Origin of the sequence: Rhodococcus yananensis, from assembly GCF_020515525.1 — a bacterium.
Taxonomy (GTDB): domain Bacteria; phylum Actinomycetota; class Actinomycetes; order Mycobacteriales; family Mycobacteriaceae; genus Rhodococcus; species Rhodococcus yananensis.
The window spans coordinates 22,099-44,266 of record NZ_JAIYEP010000034.1 but is presented as its reverse complement, the minus strand read 5'-3'; the positions used below and the strand labels follow the sequence as shown (position 1 = coordinate 44,266).

18 protein-coding genes and 2 rRNA genes are annotated in these 22,168 nt (G+C 68.6%); 12 read left to right on the top strand and 8 right to left on the bottom strand.

Annotated elements, in window-relative coordinates; translation table 11 throughout:
• From LDQ05_RS10530 to ehuA, 6 genes are all read left to right on the top strand, one after another.
• Positions 1 to 83 (top strand): 23S ribosomal RNA (locus tag LDQ05_RS10530); the annotation flags it as partial.
• Positions 84 to 182: 99 nt separating this feature from the next.
• A 5S ribosomal RNA gene (rrf, locus tag LDQ05_RS10525) occupies positions 183 to 299 on the top strand.
• Between the two features lie 364 nt (positions 300 to 663).
• Positions 664 to 1,524: an ectoine/hydroxyectoine ABC transporter substrate-binding protein EhuB gene (ehuB, locus tag LDQ05_RS10520; RefSeq protein ID WP_226436905.1), complete on the top strand. Its 861-nt coding sequence runs from the start codon at positions 664 to 666 to the stop codon at positions 1,522 to 1,524.
• Between the two features lie 16 nt (positions 1,525 to 1,540).
• On the top strand, positions 1,541 to 2,275 hold the full coding sequence (gene ehuC / locus LDQ05_RS10515) for an ectoine/hydroxyectoine ABC transporter permease subunit EhuC (protein WP_226436904.1): 735 nt from the start codon (positions 1,541 to 1,543) through the stop codon (positions 2,273 to 2,275).
• Positions 2,272 to 2,916 (top strand): ectoine/hydroxyectoine ABC transporter permease subunit EhuD, encoded by a 645-nt coding sequence (ehuD, locus tag LDQ05_RS10510; RefSeq protein ID WP_226436903.1) that lies wholly within the window; start codon positions 2,272 to 2,274, stop codon positions 2,914 to 2,916. The genes ehuC and ehuD overlap by 4 nt, the downstream gene beginning before the upstream one ends.
• A gap of 64 nt (positions 2,917 to 2,980) precedes the next feature.
• Complete coding sequence (gene ehuA / locus LDQ05_RS10505) at positions 2,981 to 3,745, top strand: ectoine/hydroxyectoine ABC transporter ATP-binding protein EhuA (protein WP_226436910.1); 765 nt, start codon at positions 2,981 to 2,983, stop codon at positions 3,743 to 3,745.
• Here ehuA and LDQ05_RS10500 read toward each other — a convergent pair.
• Positions 3,668 to 5,302 carry an adenylate/guanylate cyclase domain-containing protein gene (locus LDQ05_RS10500; RefSeq protein WP_226436902.1) on the bottom strand — a complete coding sequence of 545 codons (1,635 nt, stop codon included), beginning with the start codon at positions 5,300 to 5,302 and terminating at the stop codon, positions 3,668 to 3,670. The genes ehuA and LDQ05_RS10500 overlap by 78 nt on opposite strands.
• A 42-nt stretch (positions 5,303 to 5,344) precedes the next feature.
• Here LDQ05_RS10500 and nucS point away from each other — a divergent pair, with 42 nt between their 5' ends.
• Positions 5,345 to 6,019, top strand: a complete 675-nt coding sequence (gene nucS / locus LDQ05_RS10495; protein WP_226436901.1) for an endonuclease NucS — start codon at positions 5,345 to 5,347, stop codon at positions 6,017 to 6,019.
• Between the two features lie 2 nt (positions 6,020 to 6,021).
• Complete coding sequence (locus LDQ05_RS10490) at positions 6,022 to 6,345, top strand: Rv1322 family protein (RefSeq protein WP_226436900.1); 324 nt, start codon at positions 6,022 to 6,024, stop codon at positions 6,343 to 6,345.
• Positions 6,346 to 6,442: 97 nt separating this feature from the next.
• On the opposite strand, the gene LDQ05_RS10485 is transcribed toward LDQ05_RS10490, so the two are convergent.
• Both LDQ05_RS10485 and mce read right to left on the bottom strand, forming a co-directional pair.
• Positions 6,443 to 7,633, bottom strand: a complete 1,191-nt coding sequence (locus LDQ05_RS10485; RefSeq protein WP_226436899.1) for a coiled-coil domain-containing protein — start codon at positions 7,631 to 7,633, stop codon at positions 6,443 to 6,445.
• A 122-nt stretch (positions 7,634 to 7,755) separates the two neighbouring features.
• Entirely contained in the window at positions 7,756 to 8,241 is a 486-nt protein-coding gene (mce, locus tag LDQ05_RS10480; RefSeq protein WP_226436898.1) for a methylmalonyl-CoA epimerase, read from the bottom strand.
• Positions 8,242 to 8,335: 94 nt separating this feature from the next.
• Between mce and LDQ05_RS10475 the strand changes: the two genes are divergently transcribed.
• The 3 genes from LDQ05_RS10475 to LDQ05_RS10465 all read left to right on the top strand — a co-directional run bounded on the left by LDQ05_RS10475 (position 8,336) and on the right by LDQ05_RS10465 (position 11,010).
• Positions 8,336 to 9,526, top strand: coding sequence for an acetyl-CoA C-acetyltransferase (locus tag LDQ05_RS10475; protein WP_226436897.1), 1,191 nt, complete (start codon positions 8,336 to 8,338; stop codon positions 9,524 to 9,526).
• A 120-nt stretch (positions 9,527 to 9,646) separates the two neighbouring features.
• On the top strand, positions 9,647 to 10,006 hold the full coding sequence (locus LDQ05_RS10470) for a DUF3817 domain-containing protein (RefSeq protein WP_226436896.1): 360 nt from the start codon (positions 9,647 to 9,649) through the stop codon (positions 10,004 to 10,006).
• A gap of 116 nt (positions 10,007 to 10,122) precedes the next feature.
• Positions 10,123 to 11,010, top strand: a complete 888-nt coding sequence (locus LDQ05_RS10465) for a tetratricopeptide repeat protein (RefSeq protein WP_226436909.1) — start codon at positions 10,123 to 10,125, stop codon at positions 11,008 to 11,010.
• Between the two features lie 41 nt (positions 11,011 to 11,051).
• On the opposite strand, the gene LDQ05_RS10460 is transcribed toward LDQ05_RS10465, so the two are convergent.
• The 3 genes from LDQ05_RS10460 to LDQ05_RS10450 are packed head-to-tail and all read right to left on the bottom strand — an operon-like array spanning position 11,052 to position 16,766.
• Complete coding sequence (locus LDQ05_RS10460) at positions 11,052 to 12,500, bottom strand: neutral zinc metallopeptidase (RefSeq protein ID WP_226436895.1); 1,449 nt, start codon at positions 12,498 to 12,500, stop codon at positions 11,052 to 11,054.
• A gap of 37 nt (positions 12,501 to 12,537) precedes the next feature.
• A complete protein-coding gene (gene glgB / locus LDQ05_RS10455) occupies positions 12,538 to 14,751 on the bottom strand; it encodes a 1,4-alpha-glucan branching protein GlgB (RefSeq protein WP_372461075.1) in 2,214 nt (737 codons plus the stop codon).
• Positions 14,748 to 16,766: an alpha-1,4-glucan--maltose-1-phosphate maltosyltransferase gene (locus LDQ05_RS10450; RefSeq protein ID WP_226436894.1), complete on the bottom strand. Its 2,019-nt coding sequence runs from the start codon at positions 16,764 to 16,766 to the stop codon at positions 14,748 to 14,750. Before LDQ05_RS10450 ends, glgB begins: the two co-directional genes overlap by 4 nt.
• A 169-nt stretch (positions 16,767 to 16,935) precedes the next feature.
• On the opposite strand from LDQ05_RS10450, the gene glgP reads away from it, so the two are divergent.
• Complete coding sequence (gene glgP, locus LDQ05_RS10445; RefSeq protein ID WP_226436893.1) at positions 16,936 to 19,512, top strand: alpha-glucan family phosphorylase; 2,577 nt, start codon at positions 16,936 to 16,938, stop codon at positions 19,510 to 19,512.
• Positions 19,513 to 19,525: 13 nt separating this feature from the next.
• Here glgP and LDQ05_RS10440 read toward each other — a convergent pair whose 3' ends face one another.
• On the bottom strand, positions 19,526 to 21,556 hold the full coding sequence (locus LDQ05_RS10440; RefSeq protein ID WP_226436892.1) for an ATP-dependent DNA helicase: 2,031 nt from the start codon (positions 21,554 to 21,556) through the stop codon (positions 19,526 to 19,528).
• A 25-nt stretch (positions 21,557 to 21,581) separates the two neighbouring features.
• Positions 21,582 to 22,157 carry an isochorismatase family protein gene (locus LDQ05_RS10435; RefSeq protein ID WP_226436891.1) on the bottom strand — a complete coding sequence of 192 codons (576 nt, stop codon included), beginning with the start codon at positions 22,155 to 22,157 and terminating at the stop codon, positions 21,582 to 21,584.
• Between the last annotated feature and the right edge of the window lie 11 nt (positions 22,158 to 22,168).

Here is a 22,168-nt window from a genome sequence, read left to right as displayed (position 1 = left end):
AGATCACCGGGTTGATAGGCCAGAACTGGAAGCGCAGTAATGTGTGGAGGTGACTGGTACTAATAGGCCGAGGTCTTACCACGAAGGTGTTACGCGTCCACTGTGCGGTGTCTGAGACAGCACATGCTTTCTGTTCTGCCCGTGTGGGTGGGGTGGGGGGTGTCGTGTGTGTTTCGTAGAGTTACGGTGGTTATAGCGGCAGGGAAACGCCCGGTCCCATTCCGAACCCGGAAGCTAAGCCTGTCAGCGCCGATGGTACTGCACTCGTCAGGGTGTGGGAGAGTAGGACACTGCCGAACACCCGTTCCGGAGAGGGGACCCACTGTGTGGGTCCCCTCTTCGTGTTTGTGTGGGGTTGTTGCGGGTGGGGTGTGTTGGTGCGGTGGTTTCGGTGGTCGCGGGGAGTTGCGGTGTCCGCGGGAACCCGACGGTGGGTGCCGCCGCGTGTGAGAAGTCGCTTCTCCCGATCAGATGTCCGATCTGTCACGAGATGGTAACAACGCGATTCTGATTTCCGTTTCGAGCCTTTCCGTGGGTAACGTCCGCTTGTGCAGATCCGTTTGGGTCGTGCTGCAGCGCGGTGCGCATCCTCCCGGGTCGTTTCAGGACGACGAGAGGGATTGGGACCAGATCATGCGAATTGGTGCAAGGGTAGTGACGAAGATGGCGGCGGGAATCGCCGGAATCGGATTGGTGGGGGCGTCCGTTGCAGGATGTACCAGTACCGACACGGATTCGAACGCGGCGGTGACCGTCGAGGACTTGCAGGAACGCGGGTCGGTGACCGTCGGGTTCGCGGGGGAGGCGCCCTACAGCTTCATGCAGGGCGGTGACCTGACCGGCGCGACCGTGGCGCTCCACCGGGAGATCTTCGGGAATCTGGGCGTCGACGACGTCGAAGGTGTGGCAACGGATTTCGGTGCGTTGATCCCGGGCCTCCAGGCGGGACGGTTCGATATCGTCAGCGCCGGCATGTCGATCCTGCCGCAGCGCTGCGAGCAGGCTCTCTTCAGTGATCCCGAGTTCAACTACACGACGGCGCTGATGGTTCCGGAGGGGAACCCGCAGAACCTGACCGACATGCAGTCGGTCGTCGACAGCGGTGCGCGCCTGGCCGTCATGACCGGTGCGATCGAATCCGACTACGCACGGGAACTGGGGGTCGATGCGATGCAGGTCGCCGGCGCCCAGGACGGCATGGACGCGGTCATCAACGGCCGCGCGGACGTGTTCGCCTTGACCGGAATCTCGCTGAACTGGATGAAGACGAACAACCCGGACGCACCGGTGGACGTGACACCGTCGTTCGTGGCGGTGATCAACGGCGTGCCGCAGGTCGGTGCCGGTGGCACGGTCTTCCGTCTCGGCGACGAGGAACTGCGCGACGCGTACAACGAGGAACTGAAGAAGATCACGTCGGATCCCGACAAGTACCTGTCGATCGTCGGCGAGTTCGGGTTCACCGAAGCGGAACTGCCCGATCCGGACCTGACGACAGAGATGCTCTGCGAGGGTGTGTCCTGAGATCGAGCTGGTCGCAATGGATTTCTCATCGAACCTCGAGGCGCTCAGGAACAGTTGGCCTCGCATCCTCGATGGCATCCTGGTCACAGTCGAACTCACCGTTGCCAGTGCGCTCTTCGCGTTCCTGCTCGCGGTGGCGTTCGGGCTCGGTGCCGGTGCGAAGAACATCGTGCTCCGCGGATCGTCGCGGATCGTCATCGAATTCTTCAGGGGCACATCGCTTCTGGTGCAGTTGTTCTGGTTCTTCTACGTGATGCCGCTGTTCGGATACAAGCTGGAGCCGCTCGTGTGCGGAATCCTGGCCTTGTCGCTGAACTACGGTGCGTACGGGGCGGAGGTCGTCCGCGGGGCGATCTCCGCCGTGCCGCGACCCCAGTGGGAAGCGGCCACTGCTCTGAACTTCGGATACTGGCAGCGGCTCCGGAAAGTCATTTTCCCTCAGGCGTGGGCAGAGATGATCCCGCCGTTGACCAACCTGTTGATCCAGTTGCTCAAGGGCACCGCGCTCGCGAGCTACATCCTCTTGCAGGACCTGACATTCGAGGTCGAACAACTGCGCCGGTCGACCGGTGACACGCTGTTCGCGTTCGGAGTCGGACTGATTCTGTACTTCGTGGTCGGGTACGTGTTGACGCTCGCCATGAACCTTCTCGAGGTTCGCGCGAAGAGCCGGCTCGGTTCGGGACACACGGTGCGTGAGATGTTCGGGCTCGCCCCGGTGTCCGAGAAGCCGGAGGAGGTGCGTACATGAGCGCGAACTGGAGTTGGGAACGTGCCTGGGAGGCGCTCCCCGTCCTCCTCGAAGGATTCAAGATCACCCTCCTCGCGACGGTGCTGGGATTCGTGCTGGCGGCGGCCCTCGGGCTGCTGATCGCGGTCGCGCGTCGTTCGCTGCCGAAGGTCGTGTCGACGGCGATCGGGGCCGTGGCGCAGTTCATCAGGCTTACGCCGCTCGTCGTGCAACTGTTGTTCGTGTACTACATGCTTCCGCAGTTCACGGCACTGCAGATCGGCATCGTCGTGCTGGGAGTGCACTACTCGACGTATATGGCGGAGGTCTATCGCGCCGGCATCGATGCGGTGCCGGTGGGGCAGTGGGAGGCCGCTCGCGCGCTGTCTCTTCCGCCGGTGCGCACGTGGCGCGCCGTGATCCTCCCGCAAGCGGTACGTCGCGTGGTTCCTGCGCTCGGCAACTACGCCGTGTCGATGTTCAAGGACACGCCGTTCCTGTTCACCATCAGCGTCGTCGAAATGGTCACGGCAGCGCAGCAGTTCGGTGCGAGCCACTTCAGTTACCTGGAGTCGTTGACGTTGGCCGGACTCATCTTCCTGGTGGCGAGCTACCCGACGTCACTGCTCATCCGACGATTGGAGCGTCGCCTTGCCTACTGATGGAATGTTCGAGAAGCGGGAGCCGACCGCCGAGACGGACGAGGAAGTCTCGGCGGCCGAACCGATGATCCGATTCGAGAAGGTGGTCAAACAGTTCGGTAGCAACGTCGTCCTCGACCACCTCGATTTCGATGTCGCCGCCGGAGACCGGGTGACCCTCATCGGGCCGAGCGGATCGGGGAAGACGACCATCCTGAGGCTGCTGATGACCCTCGAGAAGGTCAACGACGGTGTGGTGTGGGTCGGTGGCGAACCACTCAGCCACGAACACAAGGGCCGCAAACTCGTTCCCGCATCGGAGAAACACCTGCGGAGGATGCGTAAGCGGATCGGCATGGTGTTCCAGCACTTCAACCTGTTCCCCAACATGAACGTGATGGAGAACCTGACCGAGGCGCCGGTCCACGTACTCGGCCGCAGCAAGAGCGAGGCGCAGGAGCGTGCGCGGGAACTGCTCTCGATGGTCGGTCTCTCCGACAAGGAGAAGGCTCACCCGACGCAGTTGTCCGGTGGTCAGCAGCAGCGTGTGGCCATCGCGCGTGCGCTCGCGATGGACCCGGACATCCTGCTGCTCGACGAGGTGACCTCGGCGCTGGACCCGGAATTGGTCGCGGACGTGCTCGACGTTCTACGGAGGGTCGCGGACACCACCGACATCACGATGCTGATCGTCACCCACGAGATGAACTTCGCGCGTGACGTGTCCAACCGCGTGCTGATGTTCGACCGCGGCCGCATCGTCGAAGAAGGCTCACCCGAGCGGATCTTCACCGATCCGAGGGAGGAACGAACCCGGAAGTTCCTCGACGCCGTCCTCGCTGGAGAGTGACCCGCCCGGAGGCGACCCGGCCGGAACAGCCAGCCGGGTCGCCTCCGCGCGTCCACGCAGGACGACCTCGTCACCGAGCGACCACAGCCGGGCCTCCTCGTCCGCAGCGTCCGCCAGCGCGCGCGCCGACGCGACGACCCGGCCGGGAACGGCCTTCGCCACATCGCACAGTCGCGATGCCTCGTTCACCGGATCGCCGATCACCGTGTACTCGAAACGTTCCTCCGCTCCGATGTTGCCGGCGACCGCCCGTCCCGCCGACACCCCGATCCCGGCGCGACAGTCGGGGACTTCCACGACGAGTCGCCGAGCGATCGTGCGGGCCGTCCGCAGCGCCCGGCCGGCGGCATCGTCGACCACGATCGGCGCCCCGAACACCGCGAGTGCGGCGTCCCCCTCGAACTTGTTGACCAATCCGCCGTGCCGGTGGATCTCCTCGACGACGACGGCGAAGAACCGATTCAGCAGGGCGACGACCTCGCCGGGCGGGTGATTCGCCGCCAACGTCGTCGACCCGACGATGTCGACGAACAACACCGCGACATCACGCTCCTCACCTCCGAGCGTCTCCTCCCCGCCCAGAGCCACTGCCGCGACATCCCGTCCGACGTGCCGGCCGAACACCTCCCGGATCCGTTCGCGTTCGCGGAGGCCGTCGGCCATCCGGTTGAATCCCGCCTGCAGTTCGCCCAGTTCCGAACCGTCGTAGACGATGACCGACGCGTCGAGGTCGCCACGTTCGATCCGTTCCATCCCGAACTGCACCGACTCGATCGGCGCGACCGTGGACCGGACGGTGAGGAACATCAGGAAACTGCCTATGAGCAGGGTGATCGCGCCCAGGACGAAGACCGTCACCGCGAACCGGGCGGGGGAGACCGGCCGCACGAAACTGAAGATGCCGATGATGATCAGCCCGACGACCGGGATGGCACTGCCCAGCGCCCACGCGAGAAGCACCCGACCGGTCGTGCCACCCAGCCGGTTCCGTTTCGGCGCGCCTGCTTCCAAGGCACGCGCGGCGACCGGGCGCAACGCGAATTCGGTGAACATGTACACGAACCCGCAGACGGTCGAGCCCGACAGCAGGATCGTGAGCGACACCTTGGGGATGGTGTCGGGGTCGATGATCCCGAAGCTCGTCGTGAACAGGACCAGCCCGATCGCCCACAGGCCGCCCTGCTGGAGTGTCATCCGCAGCGGCATGTTGAGCGCGATCCGCTGTTCCGCGACGGTGGGCGGTCGATCCTCCACCGCCCACCGCAATCGGCGCAACCCGTGCCGGGTTCCGGCGACCGAGCCGACGACGATCGCTGCGATCACGTACACCGGGACGAGGATTACCGTCACGGGCAGGAACTGCAGCGTCAGCACGGACGGGCCCGGGATCACGACGTTGATGAGGGTCGCGGCGATCACCGCGCCGACCAGGTGCGTTCCCGCCAAGGACAGGGTCAGCAACGTCTGGACACGGATCCGCTGACGCCGCACCGATTCGGTGGGTGCACCGAGAATCGCCGATCCGAGCGGCGCGCGCTGCCTGTCGTGTGCTGTCATCGTCGTTCGAGACTAGACGGGAGCATCCTCTAGGGTGAGGATGTGCGTCTCGTTATTGCCCGGTGCCGTGTCGACTACATCGGCCGTCTGACGGCACATCTCCCCACCGCGCGACGACTGCTCCTCGTCAAGGCGGACGGTTCGGTGAGTGTGCACGCGGACGACCGCGCCTACAAACCCCTGAACTGGATGAGTCCGCCGTGTTGGCTCGACGTCGAGGACACCGATGACGCGGAAGCGTTGTGGGTGGTCACGAACAAGGCGGGGGAACAGCTGCGGATCACCCTCGAGGAGATCGAACACGATTCGAGCCACGAACTCGGGGTGGACCCGGGACTGATCAAGGACGGCGTCGAGGCGCACCTGCAGGAACTGTTGGCCGAGCACGTCGAAACCCTCGGATCCGGCTACACGTTGATCCGCAGGGAGTTTCCGACGGCGATCGGTCCGGTGGACCTGCTGTGCCGCGACAGCGACGGCGCGACGGTGGCGGTGGAGATCAAACGCCGAGGCGAGATCGACGGTGTCGAGCAGCTGACCCGCTATCTCGAACTGCTCAACCGTGATCCGCTGCTGGCGCCGGTCAGCGGAGTGTTCGCCGCGCAGCAGATCAAGCCGCAGGCGAAGACTCTCGCCACGGACCGGGGCATCCGCTGCCTGGTCCTGGACTACGAGGCGCTCCGCGGCACCGAGAGCACCGAGTTCCGGTTGTTCTGATCGTGCCGCGTCGCAATCGCCCGAAGGGCTCGGCAAGGCGGAACGGGGCCGCCGGCGAACCTCGCACGTTCGGTGCGGCGACGGCGCGCACCGAGTCGGGTCCGGTCGGTTCGGAAGCAGAGCGGTTCACGGTGCGCACCGTCCCCGGATCACGCGCGACGAAGCCGTACCGGTGCCCGGGCTGCGACCACGAGATCGCACCCGGCACCCCGCACGTGGTGGCCTGGCCCACCGACACGCTCGGTGGCGCCGACGAGCGGCGCCACTGGCACAACGGGTGCTGGTCGGCGCGTGCACGCCGCGGGCCGACGCGCCGCTGGTCGTGACGCCGGCGCGCACGTCCTGGACACCCCCGGCGGGATCCGGGGCGTGGCCCCGCAGTCGGGGCACCACCGGTCGGGGGCACCGCGAATCGACCGTCCGTCAGTTGCGGATCCGGCTCGCCACCGCCGGTGAACGCCCGTTGTCGGCGGGACGGGGAGACGGCCCGCGCCCGGGCGTGCCCGACGGGTGTCCGGACCGCGGCGGATTACCGGATTGGGGTGCATCGGATCGGGGTTCGCGCGGTGCACCCGGCTTCCCGTCGGCGCGGGCCTTGTCGTTCGCGCCGTCCGCCTCGTCCGCGTCCGATGCGGTGTCGGTGGCGTTCTCCGCCTTCGCGTCGGTGGTGTTCTCCGCCTTCGCGTCGGTGTCCCGCTCTGTGTCCGCGTCCGCGTCCGGGTCGGTGTCCGCGGTGCTCTCGTCGAGGGACAGGTCACGATCGAGGAGCTCTCCCTCGCGGGTGACCGCTGCGAGCATCGAGGGGACGTCGTCGAGCTGTTCGCGCACGGCGTCGAGTTGCCCGAGGATGCGGGCCCGCAGCACACGCATCTCCTCGGTGAGGGTGCGCGCGTTCGCGACCTTGCGTTCGGACTGCTCGGTCGCGACCGAAACCCGCCGTTCGGCTTCCTGGGTGGCGAGTTCGAGGCGACGCTCGGCCTCGCCCTTGCTGGACCGTTCCAGCTCGTCGAGCACGCCGAGCAGCTTCGACCGACGTTCCGACATGGTGATCTCGAAATCCTGCTGAACCTGGCGGCGCTTCGCCTCGGCCTCGGCCGCGAGACGGTCGGCCTCGGCCCGGGCGGCCGCAACGATGCGGTCGGCCTCGGCGCGCGCGGCGGCCATTGTGCGGGCATGCTCCTCGTCGCACGCGATACGACGATCCTCGAGGTCGATGATGCGCTGCTCGTAGTCGCCGCGGAGCCGGATCCCCTCCTGCTCGGCCAGCGAGATCATCTCGGCGGCGTCGGTCTCGGCGCGGGCACGCAGCTCCGACGCCTCGTCGGACGCCAGGCGCAGCATGCGGGAGATGCGGTCGCTCATCCCCTCCGCGGTGGTGGGGGGCACAGACAGCCGGTCGACGTCCTTGCGCAGGTCGTCGATGTCGTTGCGTGCGCTCTCGAGCTGGCGCGCGAGATCGCGGGCCTGCGCGGCGGCCGCATCGCGATCCGTTGCGGTGACCCGCAACTCGGCTTCGAACCGTGCGAAGTAGTTGGTCACCTCGTCGCGGTCGAAGCCCTTCCGCACGATGGAGAACGGCAGGTGGCTGGGTGCGCGATCACGATCGAAGACCATGGAGACAATCTACCTGCTGCGCAACTGCACTATCACGTCGTCCGCCGCTCCCCGCCGACGGGCAACGGCACACGGTGGAATCGGCGGTACCGCACTCGCGGGAGAGCGGTACCGCGACGGGATCAGTGGCCGTCGTTGGCGGCGGGTTCGACGAGCTCGACGAGCACCCCTCCGGCATCCTTCGGGTGGAGGAAGTTGATGCGTGAATCAGCGGTACCCCGGCGCGGCGCGTCGTAGAGGAGACGCACGCCGCGTGCGCGCAGCTGCCGCGAGACCTCGTCGAGATCGGTGACGCGGTACGCGAGTTGCTGCAGGCCCGGCCCGCTGCGATCGATGAACTTCGCGATCGTGGAGTTCTCGTTCAGCGGGGCGAGCAGCTGGATCTGTGTGGCGCCGTCGGGTGTGCCGGGCACCGACAGCATGGCCTCGCGGACCCCCTGTTCCTCGTTGACCTCCTCGTGCGTGGACACGAGGCCGAGGTTCTCGGCGTACCACGTCAGTGCGGCGTCGAGATCGGGAACCGCGATGCCGACGTGGTCGATCGCGGTGACGAGCCCGGATGTCAGCGCAGCGGCCGCGGGAGACGGTGTGGGGGAGGTCTCGTTCATACCCAGACGGTAGCGTTACCGTTGAACGAGCTCATATCGGGTCCCAGGCACATTCCCGAGTGGGCGCCCGTCTCGTCTATCCGGAGGATTTCCCGTGAGCACTTCTGTCATCGTCGCCGGAGCCCGCACGCCCATGGGGCGCCTGTTGGGATCGCTGAAGGATCTCTCCGGATCCGATCTCGGCGGTGTCGCCATCAAGGGTGCCCTCGAGAAGGCCGGTGTCGCGCCCGAGCAGGTCGACTACGTGATCATGGGTCAGGTCCTCACCGCCGGCGCAGGGCAGATCCCGGCGCGGCAGGCGGCCGTCGCCGCGGGCATCCCGATGAACGTGCCGGCCCTGACGATCAACAAGGTGTGTCTGTCGGGGATCAACGCGATCGCGATGGCCGACCAGTTGATCCGCGCCGGCGAATTCGACATCGTCGTCGCCGGCGGTCAGGAGTCGATGAGCCGGGCTCCGCACATGCTCGAGAAGTCCCGCACGGGGTTCAAGTACGGCGACGTGACGCTGCGCGACCACATGGCGTACGACGGCCTGCACGACATCTTCACCGACCAGGCGATGGGCGCGCTCACCGAAACGGCCAACGCCGACGCCGACTTCGTCTCCCGGGAGGAGCAGGACGCGTTCTCCGCCGCCTCGCACCAGAATGCGGCGCGGGCCTGGAAGGACGGACTGTTCGACGACGAGGTCGTGCCGGTGGCCGTTCCGCAGCGCAAGGGCGACCCGATCATGTTCGCCCAGGACGAGGGCATTCGCGCCGACACCACCGCGGAGTCCCTGGCGAAGCTGCCGTCGGCGTTCGCGAAGGGTGGGACGGTCACGGCCGGATCCGCGTCGCAGATCTCCGACGGTGCCGCCGCGGTCGTGGTGATGAGCAAGGCCAAGGCCGAGGAACTGGGGCTGTCCTGGATCGCCGAGATCGGGGCGCACGGTGTGGTCGCCGGCCCGGACTCGACATTGCAGCAGCAGCCGGCGCGGGCGATCGCGCGGGCATGTGAACGTGAGGGCATCGACCCGAAGGATCTGGATCTCGTCGAGATCAACGAAGCGTTCGCGGCCGTGGGTATCGCTTCGGCGCGCGCGCTGGGAATCGACGCGGCGAAGGTCAACGTCAACGGCGGAGCGATCGCGCTCGGGCATCCGCTGGGCATGTCCGGTGCGCGGATCGCACTGCACCTGGCACTCGAGTTGAAGCGGCGCGGCGGCGGCGTGGGTGCGGCCGCGCTGTGCGGTGGCGGTGGACAGGGCGACGCGCTGATCGTGCGTGTGCCCGAGGCCTGATCGACGCAGCGGAATGCACCCGGATGCGGGTGCGGTCACGGCCCCGGCGCGTGCGCCCCGGGGCCGTGACCTCTCTCACCCTCACTACAGGCTGTCGTAGAAGTTGGGCACAATGGCCCTATGACGACCATCTTCGACCTGTCGACGCCCGCGAAGCGATTCCGTCTTGTCGCGATCTGGGAGGCAGTGACCTGGGCCGCCCTCCTGATCGCCATGTTCTTCAAGTGGGTGCTCGGCTTCGAAGAAGCAGTCCGAATCCCCGGGATGGTGCACGGCATCGCCGGGTTCCTCGTGTTCGTCGGCGTCGCGATCATCACGGCGTTCGCGCTGAAATGGGATCTGAAGACCACCTTCCTGGCGCTCGTGTCGAGTGTGCCCCCGTTCGGCACGATCGTCTTCGAACGTTGGGCGGTGCGCACGGGGCGTCTCGGGGAGCTCTCCGCGCCCGGAAGCCGCGACGAATCACTCGCCGCGGCCTGACCCGATACCGGCGCCGCGACCAACCGAGCGGCGCCGTCCCGCCGGGTCGTGCCAAACTGGAGGGCGTGACTCGACCCGGTTCCCGTCCAACACGTTCCGCCGCTGCCGCTGCGGCGATGTCCGGCGCGGTGGATCTCGCGCCCCTCAAGGAGCGGGCCTCCGCCCCGCCACCGCCTCCCCCGTCCGCCGACGGCGCCCCCGGTGGCATCGCGCCCATCGTGGACGTCACGGAAGCGACGTTCGAGGCCGAGGTTCTGCAGCGCTCCTCACAGGTCCCGGTCATCGTCGATCTGTGGGCAACCTGGTGCGAGCCCTGCAAGCAGCTCTCGCCGGTGCTCGAGAAGCTCGCGACCGAGGCCGCCGGCCGATGGGTGCTGGCGAAGGTCGACGTCGATGCCAACCCGCGGATCGCGCAGGCGTTCGGTGTGCAGTCGGTGCCGACGGTCGTCGCCGTCGCCGCCGGGCAGCCGCTCGCCGACTTCCAGGGTGTGCAACCCGAGTCGGCCCTGCGTCAGTGGCTCGACGCCATCGCGCAGGCCGTCGACGGCAAACTGTCCGGGCCGCCCACCACGGGTGAACCGACCGAACAACCCGCCGACCCGCGGTTCGTCGCGGCCGAGCAAGCACTCGAACAGGGCGACTTCGACGGCGCCGAGGCCGCCTACAACCTCATCCTGAACTCCGAACCCGGCAACACCGAGGCGAAGTCGGCGCTGCGGCAGGTCAAGTTCCTGGCGCGAGCACAGAACATCCCCGCCGACGCCATCGCCCGCGCCGATGCCGCACCCCCCGACCTCGACGCACAGCTCGCCGCGGCCGACGCCGAGCTGTTCGCGCAGAACCCGGAGGCCGCGTTCGAGCGGATCATCGCGTTCGTCCGCCGCAGCGCCGGCGACGACCGGACCGCGGCGCGCACCCGCCTGCTCGAACTGTTCGAACTGTTCGATCAGGCCGAGCCGTTCGTCGTCGCCGCGCGCCGCAAACTGGCGTCCGCGCTCTACTGAACGTCGCCCCGTCGAACACACCGGCCGCTACCGCTGCATCGTCAGCGGTAGCGGCCGGTGCACGACGACTCGCCGCCGAGCACACCGGTCCGGAACGCATCGACCCGCGCGAACCCGCTGGGCACGGTCGCACCGTTGACGTCGCTCGCCGCCAAACCGTCGCTGAGCAGACCCGACACGGCCTCGTCGAGGTCGCCGGGGGACAACCACACCATCCGATCGTTCGGCCCCGTCGACGCGGCCAGCTCGCTCGACGGACTGAGCGCGGCACTGATCACCCCGGCCAGGCAGGCGGCGCGCAGCGCCGTCCTGGCGTCGGTCAGGCCGAGCCCCGCCTCCTTCTGCACCGCCAGGGTGAAACGTGACGCGACGAGGACGTACGCGTTGTAGTCGCCGCGCACATCGACGCTGAACTCGGCGCGCGGTGACCGGTCGGGTGCGCCGCGGTCGGCGAGCGCCACGATGTCGATACCGACGGTGTTGGTGGCGGGGCAGTACGACACCGGTGCCGTCGCAGCGGCGTCGGTGCAGCCGAGATCGTAGCCCGACAGGTCGAGCGTCGGGGGGTCCTCCAGATCGAACACCAACCGGAACGAATCGAAGAGCATCTGCACCGAGTCCGCGGTGACCTCGAGTTCGCCGTCGTCGCTGCCGTCGAAATATTGCGGCAGGTCCGCCCGGCGCGTCTCGATCTCGTCGGCATCGATCCGCGGGCAGCCCGCGACGCCGTCGGTGAATCCGATCTGCACGGCGGTGACCCGTTCGAACGCGGAACCGTGGATCGAATCGGGATCGTTGGGATCGCTGTCGCGGAACAGCACCATCGACGCGAGGACGTTGTTGAGGCCGTCGGAGGTGTTGAGCCGGAAGTGTTCGGATCGGCCTTCGGCGACATGCCGCATGAACGCGCCGGCGAAACAGTCCGCCTGCTGTTCGAACACGATGCCGGGATCGTCGTCGGCGACCAGACCCGCCTTGTGTTGGATGGCGTGCCCGTACTCGTGGGCCAGCACCGTGACCGCCGACATCGGACCGAAACTCTCCACGAGCTGGGGCACCAGGAACTCGCGGTCCCAGCCGATCGCGTCGCCGCGACTGCAGTACGCGGCGTTGACGAAGTCGTAGGTGGTCTCGCCGCAGAACTTCGGGCCGCGCCGCTGCGAGGGATCCCACGACACGAGGGTGTCGACGGGGTCGAAGTCGCCGCGCGCGATGGTGGAGTACTGCTGCCTCCAGAACGACTCGATGTCGGCGACGGCGTTGCCCATGAGCGTGTCGATGTCGCCCCCGTCGGTGTTGTCGACGACGACGTCCGCGTCGGGCACCCCGTCGCGGGGGCCGCTCGGACCCGAATCGACCGGCAGACCCGCCACCGTGAACGGGTCGTCGTAGATCGAGACGGCCGTCCCCTCGATCTCGTGGGCACATGCCGCGACGGTCAGCGCGGCCAGGACCACCACCGCGCACGCCCGTAGCCGTCCGATTTCCACGTCCTGTCCGCTCCCGTCCCGTCGTCGCAGTCGGTGCTCACCGCTGCGGCGACAACCAGATCGCGCCGTGAGCGGGAAGCGTCACCCGAGCCGACGCGGGCCGGCCGTGCCACGACCGGGGTGCGGCCTCGACGGAGCCGAGGTTGCCGACCCCACCGCCGCGGTAGGCGACCGCATCCGTGTTGAGGATCTCCCCCCACGTGCCCGGTTCGGGTAGACCGACACGATAGTCCGAATGGGTGGTGCCCGAAAAGTTGTACAGACACGCCACGACGGAACCGTCGTGCCCGTACCGCAGGAAACTGAGCACATTGTTGCGCGCATCGTTCGCGTCGATCCACGCGTAGCCACCCGGGGAGGTGTCCAGGGTGTACAGCGCGGGGTGCTCGCGATAGAGCCGGTTCAGGTCGGTGACCAGGTCACGAACACCCCGGTGCAGCTCCCCGGTGTGCGGCTCGTCGAGCTGCCACCAGTCCAGTCCGCGTTCCTCCGACCACTCGGAGACCTGCCCGAACTCCTGACCCATGAACAGCAACTGCTTCCCCGGATGCGCCCACATGTATGCCAGGAACGCGCGCAGCGCCGCGGCCCTCGTGTGGTCGTCGCCGGGCATCCGCGTCCACAGCGTGCCCTTGCCGTGCACCACTTCGTCGTGACTGATCGGCAGCACGAAGTTTTCGCTCCACGCGTACATCAGCGAGAACGTGATCTCGTGATGGTGGTAGATGCGGTGCACCGGATCGTGCGCCAGATAACCCAGGGTGTCGTGCATCCAACCCATGTTCCATTTCATGGAGAATCCGAGGCCGCCGACGTTCGTCGACCGTGTCACGCCCGGCCACGACGTCGACTCCTCCGCGATCGTCACGACACCCGGATGGAGTTTGTGCACGGTGGCGTTCAGTTCCTGGAGGAACGCCACGGCCTCGAGGTTCTCCCTGCCGCCGTACACGTTGGGTGTCCATCCACCGGACGGTCGTGAGTAGTCCAGGTACAGCATCGAGGCGACCGCGTCGACGCGCAGACCGTCGACGTGGAACTCCTCGACCCAGAACAGGGCATTCGCGACGAGGAAGTTCCGCACCTCGTTCCGGCCGTAGTCGAACACGTACGTACCCCAGTCGAGTTGCTCACCGCGCGTCGGGTCGGGGTGTTCGTACAGTGCGCTGCCGTCGAACCGCGCGAGCGCCCAGTCGTCCTTCGGGAAGTGCGCCGGAACCCAGTCGACGATCACCCCGATGCCCGCCGCGTGCAGCCGGTCGACGAACTCGCGGAAATCGTCGGGTGTCCCGAACCGGGCGGTCGGCGCATAGTACGACGTGACCTGGTAACCCCACGATCCGCCGAACGGGTGTTCCGCGATGGGCAGCAGTTCGACGTGGGTGAACCCGGTGCCGGTCACGTACTCGGCGAGAGCGTCGGCGAGTTCGAGATAGTCCAGCCCCGGACGCCACGACCCGAGATGCACCTCGTACACGCTCATCGGCTCCTGATGCGGCTGCCGTGCAGCGCGGGCCTCGATCCAGTCGCCATCACGCCACACGTGCGTGCCGACGGTGATCCGGGAGGCCGTGGCGGGGGGAACCTCCGTGGCGAACGCCATCGGGTCGGCCTTGTCGCGGACCGACCCGTCACGCCCGTGCACCCGGAACTTGTACAGCTCACCCGGACCCACGTCGGGAACGAACAGTTCCCACACGCCGCTGGACCCGAGCACCCGCATCGGTGCGGTACGCCCACCCCAGCCGTCGAAGTCGCCGAGGACCGTGACGCCGCGCGCACCCGGCGCCCACACCGCGAAGGACGTACCGGTGACGGTGCCGTCGGGGGTGTCGTAGCTGCGCGGATGCGCACCCAGCACCTCCCACAGACGTTCGTGGCGGCCCTCACCGATCAGATACCGGTCGAGTTCGCCGAGCGTCGGCAGGAAGCGGTATCCGTCGGCGACGACCACCGTGTAGTCGAACGGATACGTCACCACCAGGCGGTGGTCGACCGGGTCGTGCACGGGCACCAACGCCGAGAACACGTCGCCGCCCAGCGGCTCGAGCGGATGATCGACACCGGCGACGCGCACCGACACCCGTTCCGCGCCGGGGCGCAGGGCCCGGAAGATGGTGCCCTCGGGGTGGGGATGGGCGCCGAGCACCGCGTGCGGATCGTGATGCACTCCCGACAGCAGCCGCGCCAGATCGTCGGGCGCCGGCGCGTCGCGCCGCGCGGGGCCGCCGCGGCTTCCCCGCGTGGTCACGACAACTCCCGGTACGCGAGGACCGTGCGGGCCGGGATCCCGATCGGCGGCAACACCAGGATGTGCGCGACCGCCCGCCACGGTTCGAGCCGCACGAAGTTCGAGCGACCCCAGTGATACTGCTCGCCGCTGACCTCGTCGTGCACCGTGAACTGGTCGTGCCAGTCGTGGCCGATCGCCGGCATGTCCAACCAGATGTTGCCCTGCTCCGCGCCGTGCGGATTCAGGTTGACGACCGTGAGCACCGCGTCGCCGGTGACGGGATCGAACTTCGAGTAGGCGATCAGCGCCTCGTTGTCGACGTGGTGGAACGCAATGTTGCGCAGCTGCTGCAACGCCGGATGAGCACGACGGATCCGGTTGAGCGCCGTGATCCACGGTTCGAGGGATTCGCCGCGGCGTCGCGCGTCGTCGAACCGGCGGGGACGCAACTGGTACTTCTCGGAATCGAGGTACTCCTCACTGCCGTCACGCACCGCCACATGCTCGAACAGCTCGTAACCCGAGTACACACCCCACGTCGGGGACAGCGTCGCCGCCAGCGCCGCGCGCAACGCGAACATGCCGGGACCGCCGTGCTGCAACGACTCGTGCAGGATGTCCGGGGTGTTCACGAACAGGTTGGGGCGGGCCTCGTCCGCCTTCGCGGCGATCTCACGGCCGAACTCGGTGAGCTCCCACTTCGCGATCCGCCATGTGAAGTACGTGTAGGACTGGGTGAAACCGCGCCGCGCCAGCCCGTACAGGCGGGCTGGACGGGTGAACGCCTCCGACAGGAACAGCACGTCCGGGTCGGTGGACTTGACCTCCTCGATCAGCCACTGCCAGAAGTTCGGGGGTTTCGTGTGCGGATTGTCGACCCGGAAGATCTTCACGCCCGCGGTGACCCAGTGCCGCACCACCCGCAGCACCTCGGCGGCGAGACCGTCCGGGTCGTCGTCGAAGTTCAGCGGATAGATGTCCTGATACTTCTTCGGCGGGTTCTCCGCGTACGCGATGGTCCCGTCCGGGAGCACTGTGAACCACTCCGGGTGTTCGATCGCCCACGGATGGTCGGGTGCGCACTGCAACGCCAGGTCGAGCGCGACCTCCATCCCGAGCTCACCGGCGCGCGCCACGAACCGGCGGAAGTCGTCGTCGGTGCCGAGTTCCGGATGGATCGCGTCGTGACCGCCCTCGTCCGACCCGATCGCCCACGGCGAACCCACATCCCCGGGACCGGCCACCAAGGAGTTGTTCGGACCCTTGCGGTTGATCTTCCCGATCGGATGGATCGGCGGCAGATACACCACGTCGAACCCCATCGCGGCGATCCGCGGAAGATCGGCGGCGGCAGTGTCGAACGTGCCGTGCCGGGGCGTGCCGTCGTCGTTCCATCCGCCCGTCGACCGGGGGAAGAACTCGTACCAGGACCCGAACAGTGCTCGGCGCCGGTCGACGAGCACCGTCTGCGCACGACCGCGGGTGACCAGTTCGCGCAGTGGATGCGCCCGCAGGACCTCGGTGACGTCGGGTCCGAATGCGGGCGCCACCCGCTCCGGCAACGATCGATCGGACCGCAGTGTCGCGGCCACCGCGAGCAGCGACGGGCGGCTGCCGCGCGGCACCGACCGCGCGGCCGTCTCGAACAACCGGGCGCCGAGCTCGAGATCGTTCGCGAGATCCTCCGCGCCCTGCCCGGCGTCGAGCTTCGCGTGCACGGCGTGACGCCACGTCGACACCGGATCGGACCATGCCTCCACCCGATACGTCCACAGGCCGGGGCTCGTGGGTGTGAACACCGCCTGGAAGGTGTCGGGCAGGTGGCCGGGCGACATGGGGATCCGGGCGAACCTACCCGCCGTGTCGGGGTCGTCGGCCGGCCCGCGCACGGCCAGGGTCGCCGCGACGGCGTCGTGACCCTCCCGCCACACCACCGCCGACACGGGAACCACCTCGCCGACCACCGCTTTGGTCGGGCAACGTCCACCGTCGAGTGCCGGTCGGACGTCGTCGATGGCCAGACGACCGTTCACGTGTTCTCCGTTCGGGAGGTAGGGAAGCGTCGAGTTCGTACCAACCGTAAACGAGGCGCCGCTCGGCGTCCGGTCGTCCGGTGGGGAATGATGGTCCTGGTGTGAACATCGGATGTCGCCGTGGAGCGCCGGTCGGCGACGACCCCGTCCGGTGGGTAGGCTTCCCCGCGTGAAAGCGTTGCGTCGGTTCACCGTCCGAGCCCACCTCCCCGAGCGGTTGACCTCGCTGGGAGCACTGAGCACCAATCTGCGCTGGTCGTGGCATCCGCCCACCCAGGATCTGTTCGCGTCCGTCGACCCCGAGCTGTGGGATCGCGCGGCGCACGACCCGGTGCGTCTCCTCGGGGAGGTGCCCGCGGCCCGCCTGGACGCGCTCGCCGAGGACGACGATTTCGTGGCCCGCCTCGACGCCGCAGCCGCCGACCTCGACGACTATCTGTCGCGACCCCGGTGGTTCCAGCAGCAACAACAGCGGGGCGCCGACGTACCCGACGGCATCGCCTACTTCTCCATGGAATTCGGGGTCTCGGAGGTCCTGCCCAACTACTCCGGGGGGCTCGGCATCCTCGCGGGCGATCACCTCAAGGCGGCGTCCGACCTCGGACTACCCCTGATCGGTGTGGGCCTGCTGTACCGCTCCGGGTACTTTCGGCAGTCGCTCAGCGCCGACGGCTGGCAGATGGAGCACTACCCCTCCTACGACCCGCAGGGCCTGCCGCTGCGTCTGCTCACCGAAACCGACGGCACCCCCGCCCTCGTCCGCGTCGACATCCCCGGCGGCCGCACCCTCGACGCACGCGTGTGGATCGCGCAGATCGGCCGGGTTCCGCTGCTGCTCCTCGACAGCGACATCGCCGGAAACGACGAAGACCTGCGCGGTGTCACCGACCGGCTGTACGGCGGCGACCAGGACCACCGCATCCGGCAGGAGATCCTCGCCGGCATCGGTGGAGTCCGCGCCGTGCGCGCCTACACCCGCATCCACGACCTCCCCGACCCCGACGTGTTCCACATGAACGAGGGGCACGCCGGCTTCCTCGGCGCCGAACGCATCCGCGAACTCGTCACCACCACCGGACTGGATTTCGACGAAGCCCTCGCCGCCGTTCGCGCCGGCACCGTGTTCACCACGCACACACCCGTGCCGGCGGGCATCGACCGCTTCCCGATCGACCTGGTCCGGCACTACTTCTCCGGACCCAACGGAGAGAACGAGTCGGCGCTGCTGCCCGGGCTCACCGTCGACCGGATCCTCGCGCTCGGCCGGGAGGACGATCCCGGCGTGTTCAACATGGCGCACCTCGGGTTGCGTCTCGGGCAACGCTGCAACGGAGTGTCGCGGCTGCACGGCCGGGTGAGCCGCCACATGTTCGAAGGGCTGTGGCCCGGTTTCGACGCCGCCGAGGTCCCCATCGGCTCCGTCACCAACGGGGTGCACGCACCCACGTGGGCGGCCCGCGAATGGATCTCGCTCGCGAACCGGCTCGCCGGCCCCGACCGGGTCGAGGAGGCCCGCGGCTGGGAACTGCTGCAGACCGTCGACCCGGCCGAACTGTGGTCCACCCGCAACACCCTGCGCGCCCGGCTCGTCGACGAGGTGCGGCGACGCGTCCGCGCGTCGTGGCTCGAACGCGGCGCCACCGAGGCCGAACTCGGCTGGGTGTCGGGCGTGTTCGACCCGGACGTACTCACCGTCGGATTCGCGCGGCGTGTCCCCACCTACAAGCGGTTGACGTTGATGCTGCGCGACCCGGAGCGGCTGCGCACGATCCTCCTCGACGAGGACCGCCCGGTGCAGCTCGTCGTCGCCGGCAAGAGCCACCCCGCCGACGACGGCGGCAAGGGGCTGATCCAGCAGGTTGTGCGGTTCGCCGACCGGCACGACGTGCGGCACCGCATCGTGTTCCTGCCGGACTACGACATGTCGATGGCCCGGTTCCTGTACTGGGGCTGCGACGTGTGGCTGAACAATCCGCTGCGCCCCCTCGAAGCGTGCGGCACGTCGGGCATGAAGTCGGCGCTCAACGGTGGGCTGAACCTGTCGATCCGCGACGGTTGGTGGGACGAGATGTTCGACGGCGGCAACGGCTGGGCGATCCCCACCGCGGACGGTGTCGACGACGAACGCCGCGACGACCTCGAGGCCGGTGCGCTCTACGAACTGCTCGAGCGGTCGGTGCTGCCCCGCTTCTACGACCGCGACGAGGCCGGTGTACCCACCCGGTGGATCGAGATGGTGCGGCACACCCTCGAGAACCTCGGTCCGAAGGTCCTCGCGTCCCGCATGGTCCGCGACTACGCCGTCGACTACTACACGCCGGCGGCGCGGTCGGCCCGGGCGGTCACCGCGGACGATCACGCCGGTGCGAAGGCACTCGCCGAGTACCGGCACCGCGTCGACGCGGCGTGGCCGTCGGTGCGGGTCGCGCAGGTCGACAGCGACGGGCTGCCCGAGAGCCCCGAGATCGGGTCGCGGCTGGGGCTGACCGCCCACGTGCGACTCGGGGACCTGACACCCGACGACGTGCAGGTGCAGGCGGTGATCGGCAAGGTCGGGCAGGACGACACGCTCACCGAACCCGTGACCGTCACGATGATCCACACGGGCGCGGATCCGCTCGGGGAGGTGTTCGCCGCCGACGTCGCCCTGCCGTTGGCCGGTGCCGTCGGCTACACCGTGCGGGTGCTGCCGCGGCACGACCTGCTGGCCACGCCCGCCGAACTCGGGTTGGTCGCCCTGCCGTGACGACCCGCACGAGTCACGAACAGAGACGGTCGAGAGACCTGCGGACCACCGCCGGATCCGCGGTCTCCCAGAACGGCGGCAACGACGCCCGCAGGTAGCCGCCGTAGCGGGCGGTCGCGAGCCGCGAGTCGAGCACGGCGACGACACCGCGGTCGTCCGTGCTGCGTAACAGCCGGCCGACGCCCTGGGCGAGGAGCAGCGCGGCGTGGTTCGCGGCGACCGCCATGAAACCGTTGCCCCCGCGGGATTCGACGGCGCGTTGCCGCGCGGTGAGCAGCGGATCGTCCGGCCGGGGAAACGGGATCCGGTCGATGATCACCAGCGACAGGGACCGGCCGGGGACGTCGACGCCCTGCCACAGCGACAGGGTGCCGAACAGGGAGGTCGCCTCGTCCGCGGCGAACTTCTCGACGAGCGCGCCCGTCGCGTCCTCGCCCTGGCACAGGATCGGGGTGTCGAGCCGGTCGCGTAACGCCTCGGTCGCGGCCTTCGCGGCGCGCATCGACGAGAACAATCCGAGGGTGCGACCACCGGCGGCGGTGACGAGTTCGGCGATCTCGTCGAGATGCGCCGGAACCGGCCCGTCGCGTCCCGGGGGCGGCAGGTGCCGCGCGATGTAGAGGATCCCCGACCTCGCATGGTCGAACGGTGAACCCACATCGAGCGCATTCCATTTCGTACCGCCCGAATCCGACGGGGGCTCCGCGCCCGACGCGGCACCGGTGTCGCTGCGGGCCGGTTCCTGCGGCGGTAGCCCCCACTCGGCGGCCAGACCGTCGAACGATCCGCCGACCGTGAGCGTCGCGGACGTCAGCACCGTCGTCGACTCGTCGAACAGTCGTGCGCGCAGCAGCCCGCCGACGGACAACGGCGCCATACGCACCGTGCGCCGCACCGCACCGCGGATCTCGTCGGCCGCCAGCCACACCACGTCCCTGCGCTGCGCCGGATCGGGTTCGGCGAACGACGTGAGCACCCGCACCGCACAGTCGTGCACCTCGTCGATCTCGGCGAGTGCCTGGCTGCGTGCCGCCGCGACCTCCGGGTCGGTGCCCGGCTTCGCCGGCCCGATGGCGGTGTGCACCGCCCACGCCGCATCACGGATGGACGCGAGCGCCGCCGCGACACCCTCGTCGATCGAATCCCACCGACCCGCGGGCAGTGCGTCGAGCAGCGACGCCCAGCTCTCACCCGCCGCCTCGAGCCGGTCGACCTCCTCGTCCTCGACGAGCTTCGTGCACCGCCGCGCAGCGGCCGACACGGACCCGCCGGACAGTTCGGCGGTCGCGACACCGGTGACACGGTCGACGAGTTCGTGGGCTTCGTCGACGACCACGACGTCGTGTTCGGGCAGGATCGAGATCCCGGTGATCGCGTCGATCGCGAGGAGCGCGTGATTGGTGACGACCACGTCGACCTGCGCGGCCTCGGCCCGTGCGATCTCGGCGAAGCAGTCGTCGCCGACCGGGCAGCGCGTCCGGCCGAGGCATTCGCGGGCGGTGACGCTGAGCTGACGCCACGCCTGATCGGAGACCCCCGGGGACAGATCGTCGCGGTCACCGGTGTCGGTGCTCGACGACCACTCGGTGACCCGCCGCACCTCCCGGCCCAGACGCGACAGCGCGAACGCGTCGAACAGTTCCGCGTCGCCCGGCGGCTCGGCAGCCAGCCCGGTGTGGATCTTGTTCAGACACAGATAGTTGCCGCGCCCCTTGAGGATCGCGAAGCGGGGCCGGCGCCCCAACGATTCGGTGAGGGCATCCGCGAGGCGCGGAAGATCACGGTCGACGAGCTGGCGTTGCAGCGCGATGGTGGCGGTCGACACCACCACGGTGCGGCCCGTGCGCACCGCGTACCGGATGCTCGGCACCAGGTAGGCGAGTGATTTACCGGTGCCGGTGCCCGCCTGCACCGCCAGATGCTCACCCGTGTCGATGCAGTGCGCGACCGCCGACGCCATCGTCAGCTGATTGCGCCGTTCCTTCCCGCCGAGGGCGTGGACCGCGGTGCGGAGCAGATCGGGGACATCGGGGAGTTCGGGCACCGGGCCAGGGTAGCGGCCACCACCGTCACGTCCCGGCGGCGACCTCACCGACCAGCGTGACACCGGCCTCCCGCATCCGGGTGAGCGCCGCGGCCACCTGCACGTCCGAGACCCCCGCGGTGTGCGACAGCAGCACCCGCGTGGCGAACCCCGCTCCCGCGGCGTCCAACGCGGTCGCGCGGACACAGTGATCGGTGGCGATGCCCACCACGTCGACCTCGGTGACCCCGCGCCCGCGGAGCCAGTCGGCGAGGGACGTGCCGGTGTCGTCGGTGCCCTCGAAGCCGGAGTACGCGGCCTCGTACGCCCCCTTGGAGAACACCGCCTCCACCCGCGTGACATCGAAATCCGGATGGAAGGCCGCACCCGGAGTCCCCACCCGGCAGTGCGGTGGCCACGAGTCCACGAAGTCCGGTTCGTCGGAGAAGTGGGCACCCGGGTCGACGTGGTGATCGCGGGTCGCGACCACGTGCGCGTACCGCGCGTGCTCGTCGGCGAGCAGCCGCGACACCCCCGCCGCGACGGCGGAACCCCCGACGACGGCGAGCGCACCGCCCTCACAGAAATCGCTCTGGACGTCGACCACGATCAACGCACGCATCGCCCTCACTC

Excerpts from the sequence above, each read along its gene's own strand:
- LDQ05_RS10470 (WP_226436896.1), top strand. The coding sequence starts at position 9,647 with ATGACGACCATCTTCGACCTGTCGACGCCCGCGAAGCGATTCCGTCTT.
- mce (WP_226436898.1), bottom strand. The coding sequence starts at position 8,241 with ATGAACGAGACCTCCCCCACACCGTCTCCCGCGGCCGCTGCGCTGACA.
- ehuA (WP_226436910.1), top strand. The coding sequence starts at position 2,981 with ATGATCCGATTCGAGAAGGTGGTCAAACAGTTCGGTAGCAACGTCGTC.
- LDQ05_RS10465 (WP_226436909.1), top strand. The coding sequence starts at position 10,123 with ATGTCCGGCGCGGTGGATCTCGCGCCCCTCAAGGAGCGGGCCTCCGCC.
- LDQ05_RS10485 (WP_226436899.1), bottom strand. The coding sequence starts at position 7,633 with ATGGTCTTCGATCGTGATCGCGCACCCAGCCACCTGCCGTTCTCCATC.
- LDQ05_RS10500 (WP_226436902.1), bottom strand. The coding sequence starts at position 5,302 with ATGACAGCACACGACAGGCAGCGCGCGCCGCTCGGATCGGCGATTCTC.
- ehuD (WP_226436903.1), top strand. The coding sequence starts at position 2,272 with ATGAGCGCGAACTGGAGTTGGGAACGTGCCTGGGAGGCGCTCCCCGTC.
- ehuB (WP_226436905.1), top strand. The coding sequence starts at position 664 with ATGGCGGCGGGAATCGCCGGAATCGGATTGGTGGGGGCGTCCGTTGCA.
- LDQ05_RS10435 (WP_226436891.1), bottom strand. The coding sequence starts at position 22,157 with ATGCGTGCGTTGATCGTGGTCGACGTCCAGAGCGATTTCTGTGAGGGC.
- ehuC (WP_226436904.1), top strand. The coding sequence starts at position 1,541 with ATGGATTTCTCATCGAACCTCGAGGCGCTCAGGAACAGTTGGCCTCGC.